Below are 14640 nucleotides of genomic sequence, written 5' to 3'. Positions count from 1 at the left end.
GGATCACCGTACGAGCCTAGGCGAGCCGGCTGGGAGCGCCCGCCCGCGCACGACGAAGGGGCGCACCGGGGTACCGGGCGCCCCTTCGGGAGTCGCGGAGTGCGTCGATCGACGCGCGCGGGATTACTTCGCGGCGGCCTTGAGCTTCGAGCCCGCGGTCACCTTGACCGAGTTTCCGGCGGCGATCTGGATGGTCTCGCCGGTCTGCGGGTTGCGGCCCGTGCGGGCGGCGCGGTGGGTGCGCTCGACGGCGAGCCAGCCCGGGATGGACACCTTGGTGCCCGAGCCGACCGACTCGGCGAGGGTGTCGAAGAAGCCGTTGAGCACGGCGTCGACGGCCGTCTGGCTCTGGCCCGTCGATGCGGCGATCTTGGCAACGAGCTCCGACTTGTTGAGCGACTTGTCAGCCATTGGATGTCCTCCTCGGACCTTCGCTGTTGGTACAGCTGTCGTGTGGAAACACGAGAACGGATCGTCTCGACCGCCCCCGTAGCCGTTCAGGCCGCCTCGAATGTAGCAGAGTCCCGCGGAAACACGCGGATTTCCGGCCCGTTCGGGCAGGTTGGGAGGGGGCTTGACGGATGCCGCGGCATCCGTCGCCCGACCGCTCTCGTCGACCGGCGCGGAGACGACGAGAGGGGCGCCCCGGAGACCGGGACGCCCCTCTCGGGAAGCGGGTCGGAGTTACCAGCTCGACTTCGTGATGCCGGGCAGCTCGCCGCGGTGCGCCATGTCACGGAAGCGGACGCGCGAGACGCCGAACTTCGTGAGCACGCCGCGGGGGCGGCCGTCGATGGCGTCGCGCGAGCGGACGCGCACCGGCGAGGCGTTGCGGGGCAGCTTCTGCAGGCCGACGCGGGCGGCCTCACGGGCCTCGTCGGTCGCGTTCGGGTCCACGAGGGTCTTCTTCAGCTCGGCGCGCTTCGCGGCGTAGCGGTCGACGACCACCTTGCGCTGCTCGTTGCGCGCGATCTTGCTCTTCTTGGCCATGTCTTAGCGCTCCTCTCGGAAGTCGACGTGCTTGCGCACCACGGGGTCGTACTTCTTGAGCACGAGACGGTCGGGGTTGTTGCGACGGTTCTTGCGGGTCACGTAGGTGTACCCGGTGCCGGCCGTCGAACGGAGCTTGATGATCGGACGGATGTCCTGCTGCTTCGCCATTAGAGCTTCACCCCACGAGCCTGGATGTCCTTGATGACGGCCTCGATGCCACGGGCGTCGATCACCTTGATGCCCTTGGCGGACACGTTCAGGGTGACGTTACGACGCAGCGACGGCACGTAGTAGGTCTTCTTCTGCACGTTCGGGTCGAAGCGGCGCTTCGTCCGGCGGTGCGAGTGCGAGATGTTGTGGCCGAAGCCGGGGACGGCTCCGGTCACCTGGCACACTGCTGCCATTGGTCTTTCCTCCAATACCGAGGGGCCGGACGGCCCCTCCCAAGGTCTCTTGTCTGCTGACGAGCCCGCGTCGGAACCCGCGATTTCTCGCGCGTCACGTCAGGGGATCGTCGCGGTCTGGGCAGTGGAAGTACCCAGCCAAAGGTTCAGCTTACCAGATGGCCCGATGGGGGGCCGAATCGCGGTCGTCGCGCCGGCCGAGTCCTCCCCTCAGGCTGCGACCGGGCCGGTCGCGGCGGCGGGCTCGTCGGCGTCGATCGTCCGGCGCGACAGCAGCGCCGCGATGAGGAAGCACACGGCTCCGAGGAAGGTGCCGAGGTTCGCCCAGAGCAGGTTGTAGAAGGTCCCGGTGTCGGGCAGGACGTAGGCGCCGATCGCCGAGAGGCCGAAGAAGACCGAGCCGAACATGTTCAGCCAGGTGGCACGCCAGGTCCGGGCCTGGGTGTCCCAGAGCTGTCCGCGGTCCTTGGTCGCCACGAGCGCGAGCGCGCTCGACAGCAGGAACGCGATCGACCCCCAGGCATCCGGTCGCCAGCCGACGCCGAGTCGGGTCGGGTCGGCGATCGCCGCGAGGAGGGCGCCGAAGGTGCTCACGTTGAAGAACAGCGTGCCGACGAACTGGATGGCCGACGCCCACCAGTCGGCGACATCCGCCCGACCGGTGCCCTTCCGCGGCAGGTGGCGTCCGCTGAGGCTCAGCTGGATGAACGCGGCGAGGGTGAACAGGATGGACCCTCCGAAGAAGGTCCACCCGACCACGACCGGTCCCGCCCATTCGGCATAGAACGGGACCGCGCCGACCAGGAAGCAGAGCGAGCCGGCGGCGAACCCCCACGCCTCGCGGCGCAGGCGCTGCCGCCGGCCTCCGCCCGTCTCCGGTGCCACGGCGGCTCCCGCCTCAGTGGTGGAACGTCTGGACGAGGCCCTCGTGCGGCATCGGCGCCTCGAGGCCGTCGAGGAAGTCGGTCTCCTCGCGGATGTCGCGGAGCAGGTCCTCGGCGAGGTCGTGGCTCAGGCCGTTGCGGCACACGATGCGCATGACGGTCTGGTCGGACTGGTCCCCCGAGAGCGGATACGCCGGCACGAGCCATCCCTTGATCCGGAGCCGTTCGGCCAGGTGGTAGAGGGTCCACTTGTCGGTGTACCCGGGCGCCTGCCGCCAGGCGAAGACGGGGATGTCGGTGCCGTCGGTGAGCAGTTCGTAGGCGTCGAGCGACCCGATCTCGCCGGAGAGGAACACCGCGACGTCCTGCGACGCCTGCTGGATCGCCGTGAACCCGATTCGTCCGAGACGGAGGAACCGGTAGTACTGCAGGAGCACCTGGGCGCCCGGTCGGGAGAAGTTGATCGCGAACGTCGGCATCGACCCGCCGAGGTAGCTCACCCGGAACACGAGGTCCTCGGGAAGGGCCGCGGAGTTCCGCCACACGACCCAACCGACGCCGGGGTAGACGAGGCCGTACTTGTGGCCGGACGTGTTGATCGACTGCACCCGCTCGACGCGGAAGTCCCACTCGAGGTCGGGCTGGAGGAACGGCGCGACCATCGCACCGGACGCGCCGTCGACGTGGATCGGGATGTCGAGGCCGGTGGCCGCCTGGATCTCGTCGAGCTTCGCGGCGACCTTCGTCACCGGCTCGTAGGAGCCCGTGTAGGTGACGCCCATGATCACGACGACGCCGATCGTGTTCTCGTCGACCACGTCCTCGAGCCCGGTGCCGTCCATCAGGGGGTGCTCGTCGCTCGTGTTCACGAAGCGCATCTCGATGTCGAAGAAGTTGCAGAACTTCTCCCAGCAGACCTGCACGGCGCTCGACATGATGAGGTTCGGCGTCTCGGTCGACTTGCCCGCCGCGCGCCGGGCATGCTGCCAGCGGCGCTTCAGCGCGAGGCCGCCGAGCATGCACGCCTCGGACGAGCCGATCGTCGACGTCCCGATCGCGTCGTCGGGATCGGGCGCGTTCCACAGGTCGGCGAGGATCCGCCAGCAGTACTCCTCGATCGCCGCCGTCGCCGGGTACTCGTCCTTGTCGATCATGTTCTTGTCGAACGCATCGTGGTAGAGCCGGTCGCCGTGCTCGTCCATCCACGTGGTCACGAAGGTCGCGAGGTTCAGGCGGGCATTGCCGTCGAGCATGGACTCGTCCTGGATGATGCGGTACGCGGTCTCCGGAAGCATGGGCAGTTCCGGTATGCGCGTGTGCCGCGCGGTCGTCGCCTCCCCCGCTCGCGTGAACGTCGGCTCCAGCTCGTCGTCGTGGCGCATGGTCCCCTCCATCGCTCCGTCGGCCTCCGGCAGCTCCGGTCGACCCGGACGGCATCCGCAACGGTCCGTGTCGTCCCCCCGGACTCCGTCCCACGGCCGAGGGTACGCCCTGCGGCCCGTCCGCGCTCCACCCGATCCGTGTGAGGTCGGAAGTCCCTTCGGCCCGGCGGAGCCGCCCATAGGATTCCCGCGTGGTCGGGGACACGCGCGAGCCGGCTTCGCCTGCGCTCGACGTCCCCGGCGTGGAGAGGAGTCGTCGCATGTCGAACGAACCGAAGGCCACCGGGATCGGACCGCCGATCATCGAGCGGATGCACTCGGCCCACTCCACGGCTGGAGCGGGATCGTGAAGGGGTCGGACCGGCCGAGGCGCTTCCGCGGCCTCCGCGGTGCGGCCGACCGGACGGCGCCCGCCGAGCCCGTGACGGCAGAGGGGGTCGTGCCGTCCGTGCCCGTCCATCGCAACGCCTTCATCCTCATGGGCGTGGGCGGCGCGGTGCTCGGGGCGTTCGGGCTCGCGGCCATCTCGGGGATCTTCGCGCCCGTCTTCTTCGCCGTGGTCCTCACGATCTGCGTGCATCCGCTTCGGGCCGCGCTCGAGCGGCGCGGCGTGCCGCGCGGGATCGCGACCGGGTCGGTGATCCTCGCGGTCCTCCTGCTCCTGCTGGCCTTCGGCTACGCCGTGCTCGTCGCATTCGGCCAGTTCGGCCAGCTCATCCCGCAGTTCGAGCCGGAGCTCCAGGCGTGGATCGGCGACGTCGCGTCATGGCTCACGTCGATCGGCATCACGGCCGACCAGGTCGCCGCGATCGGGGACTCGTTCGATCCGTCCGCGCTCATCGGGTTCGTCGGCGGGCTGGTCGGCGGCCTCACGGGGTGGATCTCGCTGCTCGTGATCATCCTCACGATGCTGCTGCTCATGGCGATGGATGCGGCCTACCTGCCGACGCTGCTCACGCAGCTCCGGCCCGACCGACCGCTCGTCTCCACCGCCCTCTCCGCCTACGCCTCCGGCGTCCGGCGCTACATGGTCGTCACGACGCTCCTCGGCCTGGCGCAGGGCGTCCTCAACTGGGTCGCGCTGGTGCTGCTCGGAGTGCCGGGCGCCTTCATCTGGGGGCTGCTGTCGTTCCTCTGCAGCTTCATCCCGAACGTGGGCTACTTCATCGCGATCGTCCCGCCGCTCGTCTTCGGCGGCCTCGTCGGAGGATGGCCGACGGTGATCGCGGTGATCATCGTCTACGGAATCGTGAACGCCGGCGTGCAGTCCGTCGTGCAGCCGCGGGTCGTGGGCAACGCGGTCGCACTGAGCCAGAGCATCACCTTCTTCTCGGTGCTGTTCTGGGCGATCATCATCGGGCCGGTCGGGGCGATCCTCGCCATCCCGCTCACGCTGCTCGTGCGGACGATCTTCGTCGACACCAACCCGTCGATGCGCTGGGTGAGACCGCTCCTCGGCGACCTCGACGAGGCGAAGGAGTCCATGTCGGCATCGGACGCCGAGCTGAAGGCGGCGCGCGCGGCCCGGCGGGCGGAGCGCTCGCGGGCGAGCCGCTCCGCCTGAACGGCCGACGGCTCGACGACGCGGCGCGTTCGGAGCCGGACGAGACGACGGATGCCGCGGGCACGACGTGCGCCCGCGGCATCCGCTCTTCGCCTCATCGCGCCGTCACGGCGCGACGGGACCTCAGGAGGTCAGGGAGTCGACGTACTCCTGGTTCTCGGAGATCCACTGCTCGACGACGGGACCGTAGTCGTCGCTGTCGTTCTCGTTGAACATCGCGTTCTCGAGCGAGTACAGCAGGTCGCTGTCCATCGTGAAGCCCGCGAGCCAGCCGGCGAGGGTCGGGTGGGTCTCCTCGAGGTCGGCGGTGCCGAACGAGTGGATGCCCTCCGCGTCGCCGAGCGTGCCCTCGGGGTCCTCGAGGTCCTTGAGCGGGAACGCGTCGTAGGCCCAGTGCGGGCGCCACAGCGTGACGGCGATGTTCTCGCCCGCGTCGGTCGCCGCGGTCAGCTCGGAGAGCATGGCCGGGGTCGACGAGGTGAGGTACGCCATGCCGTCGAGGCCGTAGGTCGGGATGACGCTGTCGGTCGTGACGCGGTTGAGGCCGGAGCCCGGCTCGATGCCGACGAGGCGGTTGTCGAACGCGTCGGCGTTCGCGGCGAGGTCGGCGAGCGAGTCGACGGGGGCGTCCTCGTTCACGGCGATGGTGAGCTTGGCGTCCTCGTTCCAGGCGCCGAGGTCGACGATGTCGTCGCCGTACTGGTCGACGTAGTCGGCGTGCGTGATGGGCAGCCAGGTGTCGAGCGTGACGTCGTAGTCGCCGTCGCTCAGGCCCTGGAAGACCGGGGCGGCGTCGGCGTACTCGAGCTCGACGTCGTAGCCCTGCTCCTCGAGCACGGCCTTCCAGAGCTCGCTCGCGGCGATGCCCTCGTCCCAGCCGTTGAACACGGCGATGGTGACGTCCTGCTGGTCGCCGTTGTCGAGGGTCTCGGCCTCGGCGCCCGAGGCGCAGCCGGACAGGGCGAGCGCGGCGGCGCCGCCGAGGGCGATGGTGGAGATCAGGTGACGCTTGGTCATGTGCAGGGTGTTCCTTTCCTCCCGTGTGCTGTGGCACGGGCGTTGGGGATGGGTCCGCGCGGGTTCCGCGCGGGGGTCCTGGGGGCGGTGGATGCCGCGTCCCGGGGCATGCCGGGCACCGCGCTCCGTGACCGAAGAGCGGTGACCGGATGGTCTGGTTACTTGGCGCCGACCGGCGACTTCACGGCGGAGTGCTTCACCGCGAGACCCGAGCCGTCGGCGTCGGCGAGGTCGGTGGCGTTCGAGGCATCCGTGCTCGCGGCGACCTCCGACGGGCGCGCGGCCGCGGCATCCGACGTCGCCGACCGTCGGAACGTGCGTCGACGGCCGGAGCCGAACGCGCCGGTGATCCGGTCGAGCACGATCGCGAGGATCACGACCGACAGGCCCGCCTCGAAGCCGAGGCCGACGTCGATGCGCGTCAGCGACTGCACGACGTCGCCGCCGAGGCCGCCCGCGCCGACCATGCCGGCGATGACGACCATCGAGAGCGAGAGCATGATGACCTGGTTGACGCCCGCCATGATCGACGGCATCGCGAGCGGCAGCTGGATCTGCCGCAGGATGCGCGACGGCGACGAGCCGAACGCGTGCCCCGCCTCGACGACCTCGCGGTCGACGCCGCGGATGCCGAGCTCGGTCAGGCGCACGCCCGGAGCCATCGCGAACACGATCGTCGCGACGATGCCCGGCACGACGCCGACCCGGAACAGGATCAGCGCGGGGATCAGGTACACGAACGCCGGCATCGTCTGCATGAAGTCCAGCACCGGGCGGATGACGCGGCTCGCCACGTCGTTCCGGGCGGCGAGGATGCCGAGGGGGATCGCCACGACGACCGCGATCGCGCTCGAGACGAGCACGAGCGCGAGGGTGTCCATCGCGTTCTCCCACTGGTCGACGCCGACGATGACGAGCAGGCCGAGGGCCGTGCCGATCGCGAGCTTCCAGCCCTTCGCGAACCAGGCGAGCGCCGCGATGACGAGCATCACGGCCCAGAACGGCGGGGTCGAGAGGATCAGGTCGACGAGGTCGTAGAAGCCGGCGAAGACGGCCCGGATGACGTCGAAGAGGCCGCCGAGCGCGTCGGTCAGGACATCGATGGCGCCCTCGGCGAGCTCGCCGAGGGGAAGGCGGAACTCGTTCATGCGCGGCTCCCTTCCGTGGTGGCGCGGGCCGGGTCGACGGCCTGGACCGCCTCCTCGAGGCCCGGAGCGGGGTCGGGCCGGCCCTCCTCCGTCGAGCGCAGGGTCTCGGTGATCACGTCGACGGGGACCGTCGCGGGCGGGGTGATCGCCGGGAGCTCGCCCGTGGTCGCCGTCACGTTGCCGAGCGCGGCGAGCAGGGTGACCCGTGGCACTGCGCCGAGGAGGCGCTGCCGGTCGTCCACGACGGCGAGCGCGAGCTCGTGCTCGACGGCGCTGCCGAGCAGCTCCGCGAGGGGCACGTCGGGGGCGACGGTCGCGACGTCCGCTCGGATGGCGGCGTCGAGCGTGCGCTCGCCGCGCTGGACGAGCCGGAGCACCTCGCGGTCGTGCGCAACCCCGAGCAGGCGCCGGCCCGGCGCGACGACGAACACGGTCGAGGTCTGCAGGTCGCGCATGGTCCGCAGCGCCGCGCGGGGCCCGGCCGACGACGACACGATGGCGCGCGGCGCCTCCATCACGTTGCCGGCGGTGAGCACGCGGGCACGGTCGACGTCCTGCACGAACTGCGCGACGTAGTCGTCGGCGGGGTCGGTGAGGATCTCCTCGGCCGTGCCGAGTTGCACGATCCGTCCGTCGCGCATGACGGCGATGCGGTCGCCGAGGAACATCGCCTCGTTGAGGTCGTGCGTGATGAAGACGATCGTCTTCCCGAGCTCCTGCTGGAGCTCGACGAGCTGCTCCTGCATCTCGCGGCGGATCAGCGGGTCGAGGGCCGAGAACGCCTCGTCCATGAGCAGGATGTCGGTGTCCGCGGCGAGCGCGCGGGCGAGGCCGACGCGCTGCTGCATGCCGCCGGAGAGCTCGGACGGCATCTTGTCGCCCCAGCCGCCGAGGCCGACGCGCTCGAGGACGCGCCCGGCGCGCTCGCGACGCTCCGCGGCGGGCACGCCCTGGATCTCGAGGCCGTAGGCGGCATTGTCGAGGACCGTGCGGTGCGGCAGCAGGGCGAAGTGCTGGAAGACCATCGAGACGTGGTCGCGGCGGATGGCGCGCAGCCGCTTGGGCGAGACGCCGGTGATCCGCTCCCCCATGACCTCGACCGAGCCCGCGGTGGGCTCGAGCAGGCCGTTGAGCATGCGGATGAGCGTGGACTTGCCGGAACCGGACAGGCCCATGACGACGAAGATCTCGCCGCGGCGGACGTCGAACTCCGCGTCGACCACGGCCGCGGTCCCGAGGTGCGAGACGTCCTCGCGGGTGGCGCCTTCGGCGAGGCGCTTCAGGGCCTCGGCGGGCTTGCGGCCGAAGAAGCGGGTGAGGCCGCGGACCTCGAGGGCGGGCGGGGCGTGGCGGGCCGCGGCGGCGGCCGCCGCGGCGTCGGAGGTCGTGCCGGGCGGCGCGGCGACCTCGATGGTCGCGACGCCGTCCGAGGGACGTGCAGGTGATTCGAGCATGTGTGCGGGCACTCCGAGGCGCGCTCGATGCGCCGGCCATGGTGCGCTGCGGCCGACGGGCAGGAGCGTGCTCAGGGTCACGGCCGGGTTCCCGGCGATCCGGGAGACGGGGCTCGAGCCGCGGCGTTGCTGTGCACCGGGCGAGCGCCGAATCCAGCGCGTCCGACCATCCGGGCCGGACACCACGCAGGGAACCGTACGACCCCGACGGGCACTGGACGAACGTGCCGGCGATCGGAGCCGCGGACTGGGCGGGGCGGTCCACGTGGACCGTCGTCAACCGTATCCACGTCCGCGGACGGTTCCCAAATCGTGTCACGTGATTCAGCCGTGACCGGGGATTTCGCATAACCGGCGAGTGCGCTTCCCTGCGCGGGCACCCACGGGACCTCCGACCCGTGGAATACCCCATGGGTATTGCTACCGTGAGATCGCGGCACGATCCACCGGGCCGCGTTCACCGGACCGAGAGGTCCCGAGAGAAGGGCTCCCACATGCTCCCCCGCAGGTCCATCGTCCTCAGCGCCATCACCGCCGTCCTGCTCACCGGCTCGGCCCTGTCGCTCACGGCCTGCACGCCCTCGCCGGCCGGCACCGCACCGGAGCCGACCACGCCGGCGTCGGAGGAGGCGACGACCCCCGCCCCCGAGGCATCCGCCCCCACCGCTGCCGAGAGCGACACGGCCGCCGCCCTCACCTACCTGATCGAGGAGGAGAAGCTCGCCCACGACGTGTACGTGGTGCTCGCCGACCTCTGGGGTGCGCAGGTGTTCGCGAACATCGTCGACAGCGAGACGACCCACCAGGACCTCGTCGCTCCCCTGCTCTCGGCACGTGGAATCGACGACCCGCGCTCATCCGACGTCGGCGTGTTCACCGACCCCGACCTCCAGGCGCTCTACGACGAGCTCGTCGCGCGCGGGTCGACGAGCCTCGACGAGGCGATCCAGGTCGGCATCGCGATCGAGGAGAAGGACCTCGCCGACCTGGGCGCCGCGATGGCGTCCGAGGACGAGGCCGACGTGATCAGCGTGCTCGAGCGGCTCTACGCCGGCTCCGAGAACCACCTGGCCGCGTTCGAGCGCCTCGCCTGACGCGCGACGGCCGCCGACGACGGCGTGCGCGGACCTCTCACGCGGCACCGGCCGAGCCTGTCGCGCCGGCCGCGGTCAGTCGCGCGCGCCGTCGGCCGCCTGGCGCGAGCACTCCGCGCAGAGCCCGAACACGTCGACCACGTGGGCTGGGGCGGTGAAGCCCTGCTCGGCGGCGACGCGCTGGGCCCACGTCTCGACCTCGTCGGCGGCGATCTCGACCGTCAGGCCGCAGTTGCGGCAGATCAGGTGATGGTGGTGGCCGGTGCTGCACGCCCGGTAGATCGCCTCGCCCTCCGGCGACTGCAGGCAGTCGGCGTCGCCGCTGGCGGCGAGGTCGCCGAGCGCGCGGTACACCGTGGCGAGGCCGATGGGCGATCCGCTCGCGTGCAACGCCGAGTGCAGCGCCTGCGCGCTGATGAAGCCCTCGGTGCCGTCGAGGGCGTCGCGCACCGCTTCGCGCTGCCAGGTGTTCCGTTTCATGCGATCCGTGCGTCCTCCGCGGTCTCCACGGGTATCGGAGCCCGCCTCGAGGGTAGTCGCCGCAGCTGCGAGCCGCCGAGCGCGACGAGCAGGAAGGCGGTCGCCGCGAGCGCGATCGCGGGACCGGCGGCCACCGCGAGGGCCCGCGAGGCCAGCACGCCGACGACGCCCGACGCCGCCCCGATGACCGGCGCCGCGAAGAGGACCCCCCGATAGGTCGACACCACCGCGCGCGCAGCGGCGGCGGGCGCGGCGATGAGCGCGATCGCGAGGATCGCGCCGACCGCGGGGAGCGAACTGACGACGGATGCCGCGGTCAGGCCGAGCACGAGCAGCTCGACCGGCCACTCGCGGAACCCGGCCGCGCGGAACCCTCCCGGATCGAACGTCGAGAACGCGATCCGCGGGCCGAACGCCGCGACGAGCACCACCGCGCCGACGAGGACGCCCGCCGCGAGGGCGATGTCGGCGTCGCGGACGGTCAGGATGGAGCCCACGAGCAGCGATTCGGCGCGGACCGGGATCCCGGGGATCGCGGCCTGCAGCAGGGCGCCGGCGGCGAAACCCCCGGTCAGCACGATGCCCGCCGCGACCTGCGCACCCTGATGCCGCACGCGCGCGATGCCGACCATGACCGCGACGATGGCGACGGATGCCACGGCCGCCCCGAGCGGCACGCTGAGCCCGAGCGCGGCCGCCGCGACCGCGCCGGGGTAGGTGGCGTGCGTGAGCGCCTGCGCGAAGAAGGTGCGTCGACGAAGCACCACGAGGGCACCGACGAATCCGGCGCCCGCTCCGATCACGACCGCGGCGACGAGGGCTCGCTCGAAGTACCCCATCAGCGCTCCCCCGCGATCTCCGCCGACGACCGCAGGCCCTCGGGCGACGCCGGTCGCCTCGCCAGCCGGTCGGCGCCGATCCGGAACCCCAGCATGAGCGCGTACACCAGGACGAACACCGCCACGACCGTGCCGCCCGCAGGCAGGTCGATCCCGGCGCCGACCGACGCACCGAACCCGACGGCGAGGCCGAGCCATGCGCTGACGGCGCCGACGATCGCGGCGACGGGGAACAGGACCCAGAGCCGCGTGGTCGCGAGCCGAGCCGCTGCTCCGGGGACGATGAGCAGGGCGAGCACGAGGAGGGTCCCGACGGTGCTCGCTCCCGCGACCACCACGAGCGCGATCGAGGCGTTGAGCACGAGGTCGAGGAGCAGTCCGCGGTCTCCGGCGGCGCGGCTGCCCTGCGGATCGAACGCCCGGAACACCTGCTGCTTCATCGTCGCGCCGACGGCGACGACGGCGACGAGCGAGACCACCACGAGCGGCACGACGTCCTCCGGCGCGATGGTGAGCACGCGGCCGAACAGCAGCGCCTCCAGTTCGCCCGCGTAGTCGTCGCCTCGCGAGACGACGATGACGCCGACGCTGAACGTGGCCGTGAGGACCACGGCCACGGCGGCGTCCGAGGTGACGCCGGCCCTGACGAAGAGGGTGAGCAGCACGGCGCCGGTGAGGGCCGCGATCGCCGCGCCCGGCACGAGTCCGGCCGTGCCGCCGACCGCGAGTCCGATCGCGAGGCCGGGGAAGACCGCGTGGGTCAGCCCGTCGCTGATGAACTCGAGCCCGCGCAGGTTCACCAGGACCCCGACGATGCCGGCCACGACGGCGAGCACGAGCAGCACGAGCAGTGCACGGCCCATGAACGGCAGAGCGAAGGCGCCGAAGAGCACGTCGCCGAGGCTCATCGCGCGCGACTCCCCCGGTTGCATGCCCGTCGCAGCATCAATGCCCCTCGTGCCCCGGCACGACCACGGTGTGCTCGTCGATCTCGACCTCGACGCCCTCGAAGCACTCCTGCACGTTCTCGAGCGTCAGCACGTCGTCGACCGGACCGCAGCCGATCTGGCTGCCGTTGACCAGCAGCACGGTGTCGCAGACCTGCCGCGCGAGCTCGAGGTCGTGCGTCGAGACCACGATGGCGACGCCGCGGGCCTTGAGCGTGCGGATGGTGTCGACGAGCGCGTCCCGGTTGGCCTGGTCGAGGCCGTTGAACGGCTCGTCCAGCAACAGGAGCAGGGGCTCGGAGGCGAGGGCCCGCGCGAGCATGCCGCGTTGGCGCTGACCGCCCGAGAGTTCGCCGAAGCGGCGGCGGGCGCGGTCCGCGAGGCCCACGGTCTCGAGGGCGTCGCGCACGACCTCGCGGTCGCGACGGCCGGGCCAGCGCAGCAGCCCGAGGCGGCGGTATCGACCCTGCATGACGACCTGCTCGAGGCTGATCGGGAAGTCGGGGTCGAGGTCGGAGGACTGGGGAAGGAACCCGATCATGCCATCGGCGGCATGTTCCGCTCCCCCGATCCGCATCGCGCCTCCGACGAGTGGGACGAGGCCGAGGATGCCACGCAGGAGCGTGGACTTGCCTGCGCCGTTCGGGCCGATGACGGCCACGGCCTGGCCCGGTGCGACGGACAGGCGGAGCCCGCTCACTCCGGCCCCGCCGGGATGCCGGAATGCGGCGTCGCGGAGCTCGAGGACGGCGTCCTGGTCGGTCATGCGGTCATCCTCCCAGCAGAGCGGGCAGCGGGGAAGGCTCGACGCCCCACGATTCGAGGATCAGCTCCACGTTGTGGACCAGGCTGCCGAGGTAGGTCTCCCCGTCCGTTCCGGGCTGGCCGAGCGAGTCGCCGTACAAGGCGTCATCGCCCGAGTAGACGGTGACGCCGGCCTCGTCGGCGATCGTCTCCGCCGCCTTCGGCGAGATCGACGCCTCCGAGAAGACCGCGCGCACTCCGGTGTCGGCGATCCGCTCGACGAGTGCGTCGATCTCGGCCGCGCTCGGCTCGGCGTTGTCGTCGAAGCTCGGGATCACGCTGCCGACGAAGGTGATGTCGTACGCGTGCAGGAAGTAGGTGAACGCGTCGTGGTTCGTCACGAGGAGTCGCTCCGCGACGGGCACCGTGGCGACGTTCTCGTCGATCCAGGCGTCGAGCGCCTGGAGTCGTGCGGTGTAGTCGTCGGCGTTCGCGCCGATCGCCGCGGCGTCGATGCCGGGGACCTCCTCGAGGCCGGCCGCGATGTTCGCGACCATGCGCTCGGCGAGCACGGGATCGGTCCAGATGTGCGGGTTGCCGCCCTCGTGCGCATGCTCGTCGTCGGCGTGCTGGTCCCCCGCCGTCTCGGCCTCGTGGTCGTGGTCGGCGGCGTGCTCGTCGTCGGTCGACTCGAGCTCGATGCCCGTTCCGGCGTCGATCAGCACGCCGTCGAAGCCCGACGCGGCGATCGCGTCGTCGATCCACGACTCGAGACCGGCGCCGTTCACGACCAGCGCATCCGCCGTGCCGAGCGCGAGCAGCTGAGCGGCCGAGGGGTCGAAGGAGTGGGCGCTCTGCCCGGGCTCCAGCAACCCGGTCACGTCGGCCGACTCCCCCGCGACCTCGCGGGCGAAGTCGGCGACCTGGGTGGTCGTCGCGACCACCTGCACGCCGTCGGATCCGGTCGCGCCCGGCGTGGCGCAGCCGGCCAGCAGGGTCACGGATGCCGCGCCGAGGGCGAGTGCGGAGACGCGGACGGATCGGGTCGATACGAGGGGCATGCCACGAGGCTACGCCTTATTGATAATGATTGTCAAAACCACGAAGCACGTATCGTTCGCATGACGTTCTGTGGACTGGCACTGTCGCTCGTCGGTCGTCCATGCGAGAGTGTCAGCCGTGGAAACCACCACGAGCCCCATCACCCTGCACCCGTTCACCCCCTCCGACGCCGAGCGCCTGCTCGACGGCCACGTCGACCCGATCGACGGCTGGGAGGGCGGCTACTCGTTCACCGATGAGCCCGAGCTCCTCGCCGACTACGTCCGCGCAGCGCAGCGCGACGGCGACCCGGCGCCCTTCGGTCCGTATCTCGTGCGACGCCTCGGCACCGACGGAGAGGACGGCGCCGCGGTCGGCGGCGTGAACCTCTTCGGGCCGCCCGACGATCGCGGCGCGGTCGAGTTCGCATTCGGACTCGTGCCCGCCGCCCGCGGCACCGGCCTGGCCGCTCACGTGGTCGACGCGGCGATCGAGGTGCTCCGAACGGCGGGCGCGCTCGTCGCGCGCGCCGAGTGCGAGATCGCCAACCTGCCCGCGCGGCGCGTGCTCGAGCAGGCGGGCCTCGTCGAGGTCGGCCGCTCCGACGACATCGTCAGCTTCGAGATCCGCCTCTGAGGAGGCGGGTGCC

Annotated in this window: 17 protein-coding genes; 3 read left to right on the top strand and 14 right to left on the bottom strand. The window is 71.3% G+C overall.

Annotated features, from left to right (window positions below; genetic code table 11):
• Positions 1 to 123: 123 nt before the first annotated feature.
• From ACSJD1_RS00885 to ACSJD1_RS00860, 6 genes are all read right to left on the bottom strand, one after another.
• Positions 124 to 411 carry an HU family DNA-binding protein gene (locus ACSJD1_RS00885; RefSeq protein ID WP_129233735.1) on the bottom strand — a complete coding sequence of 96 codons (288 nt, stop codon included), beginning with the start codon at positions 409 to 411 and terminating at the stop codon, positions 124 to 126.
• A 273-nt stretch (positions 412 to 684) separates the two neighbouring features.
• Positions 685 to 990: a 30S ribosomal protein S14 gene (gene rpsN, locus ACSJD1_RS00880; protein WP_155053011.1), complete on the bottom strand. Its 306-nt coding sequence runs from the start codon at positions 988 to 990 to the stop codon at positions 685 to 687.
• A 3-nt stretch (positions 991 to 993) separates the two neighbouring features.
• Positions 994 to 1161 carry a 50S ribosomal protein L33 gene (rpmG, locus tag ACSJD1_RS00875; protein ID WP_021760158.1) on the bottom strand — a complete coding sequence of 56 codons (168 nt, stop codon included), beginning with the start codon at positions 1159 to 1161 and terminating at the stop codon, positions 994 to 996.
• Positions 1161 to 1397, bottom strand: coding sequence for a 50S ribosomal protein L28 (rpmB, locus tag ACSJD1_RS00870; RefSeq protein ID WP_056727420.1), 237 nt, complete (start codon positions 1395 to 1397; stop codon positions 1161 to 1163). The genes rpmG and rpmB overlap by 1 nt, the downstream gene beginning before the upstream one ends.
• Positions 1398 to 1607: 210 nt before the next feature.
• Positions 1608 to 2282, bottom strand: coding sequence for a hypothetical protein (locus ACSJD1_RS00865; protein WP_438853430.1), 675 nt, complete (start codon positions 2280 to 2282; stop codon positions 1608 to 1610).
• Between the two features lie 13 nt (positions 2283 to 2295).
• A complete protein-coding gene (locus tag ACSJD1_RS00860) occupies positions 2296 to 3663 on the bottom strand; it encodes a glutamate decarboxylase (RefSeq protein WP_438853429.1) in 1368 nt (455 codons plus the stop codon).
• A gap of 346 nt (positions 3664 to 4009) precedes the next feature.
• Between ACSJD1_RS00860 and ACSJD1_RS00855 the strand changes: the two genes are divergently transcribed.
• Complete coding sequence (locus tag ACSJD1_RS00855; RefSeq protein ID WP_438853428.1) at positions 4010 to 5227, top strand: AI-2E family transporter; 1218 nt, start codon at positions 4010 to 4012, stop codon at positions 5225 to 5227.
• Between the two features lie 123 nt (positions 5228 to 5350).
• Here ACSJD1_RS00855 and ACSJD1_RS00850 read toward each other — a convergent pair whose 3' ends face one another.
• The 3 genes from ACSJD1_RS00850 to ACSJD1_RS00840 all read right to left on the bottom strand — a co-directional run bounded on the left by ACSJD1_RS00850 (position 5351) and on the right by ACSJD1_RS00840 (position 8846).
• On the bottom strand, positions 5351 to 6244 hold the full coding sequence (locus ACSJD1_RS00850) for a glycine betaine ABC transporter substrate-binding protein (RefSeq protein WP_438853427.1): 894 nt from the start codon (positions 6242 to 6244) through the stop codon (positions 5351 to 5353).
• Between the two features lie 158 nt (positions 6245 to 6402).
• Entirely contained in the window at positions 6403 to 7392 is a 990-nt protein-coding gene (locus ACSJD1_RS00845) for an ABC transporter permease (protein ID WP_438853426.1), read from the bottom strand.
• Positions 7389 to 8846, bottom strand: a complete 1458-nt coding sequence (locus ACSJD1_RS00840) for a quaternary amine ABC transporter ATP-binding protein (RefSeq protein ID WP_438853425.1) — start codon at positions 8844 to 8846, stop codon at positions 7389 to 7391. The genes ACSJD1_RS00845 and ACSJD1_RS00840 overlap by 4 nt, the downstream gene beginning before the upstream one ends.
• 494 nt (positions 8847 to 9340) lie before the next feature.
• Here ACSJD1_RS00840 and ACSJD1_RS00835 point away from each other — a divergent pair, with 494 nt between their 5' ends.
• Positions 9341 to 9940 (top strand): DUF2202 domain-containing protein, encoded by a 600-nt coding sequence (locus tag ACSJD1_RS00835; RefSeq protein WP_438853424.1) that lies wholly within the window; start codon positions 9341 to 9343, stop codon positions 9938 to 9940.
• Between the two features lie 75 nt (positions 9941 to 10015).
• Here the strand turns inward: ACSJD1_RS00835 and ACSJD1_RS00830 are convergent, their stop codons facing one another.
• The 5 genes from ACSJD1_RS00830 to ACSJD1_RS00810 are packed head-to-tail and all read right to left on the bottom strand — an operon-like array spanning position 10016 to position 14011.
• Positions 10016 to 10420 (bottom strand): Fur family transcriptional regulator, encoded by a 405-nt coding sequence (locus tag ACSJD1_RS00830; protein ID WP_438853423.1) that lies wholly within the window; start codon positions 10418 to 10420, stop codon positions 10016 to 10018.
• Entirely contained in the window at positions 10417 to 11259 is an 843-nt protein-coding gene (locus ACSJD1_RS00825; protein ID WP_438853422.1) for a metal ABC transporter permease, read from the bottom strand. The genes ACSJD1_RS00830 and ACSJD1_RS00825 overlap by 4 nt, the downstream gene beginning before the upstream one ends.
• Positions 11259 to 12167, bottom strand: a complete 909-nt coding sequence (locus tag ACSJD1_RS00820; protein ID WP_438853421.1) for a metal ABC transporter permease — start codon at positions 12165 to 12167, stop codon at positions 11259 to 11261. The genes ACSJD1_RS00825 and ACSJD1_RS00820 overlap by 1 nt, the downstream gene beginning before the upstream one ends.
• Positions 12168 to 12204: 37 nt before the next feature.
• Positions 12205 to 12972, bottom strand: a complete 768-nt coding sequence (locus ACSJD1_RS00815; protein WP_438853420.1) for a metal ABC transporter ATP-binding protein — start codon at positions 12970 to 12972, stop codon at positions 12205 to 12207.
• A gap of 4 nt (positions 12973 to 12976) precedes the next feature.
• Entirely contained in the window at positions 12977 to 14011 is a 1035-nt protein-coding gene (locus tag ACSJD1_RS00810; protein ID WP_438853419.1) for a metal ABC transporter substrate-binding protein, read from the bottom strand.
• A gap of 118 nt (positions 14012 to 14129) precedes the next feature.
• Between ACSJD1_RS00810 and ACSJD1_RS00805 the strand changes: the two genes are divergently transcribed.
• Positions 14130 to 14627, top strand: a complete 498-nt coding sequence (locus tag ACSJD1_RS00805; protein WP_438853418.1) for a GNAT family N-acetyltransferase — start codon at positions 14130 to 14132, stop codon at positions 14625 to 14627.
• Positions 14628 to 14640 lie beyond the last annotated feature (13 nt).

Origin of the sequence: Agromyces excoecariae, assembly GCF_051715505.1 — a bacterium.
In the GTDB taxonomy this organism is placed as follows: domain Bacteria; phylum Actinomycetota; class Actinomycetes; order Actinomycetales; family Microbacteriaceae; genus Agromyces.
The sequence above is the reverse complement of the archived record's forward strand: the minus strand, read 5'-3'. Positions and strand labels throughout refer to the sequence as shown.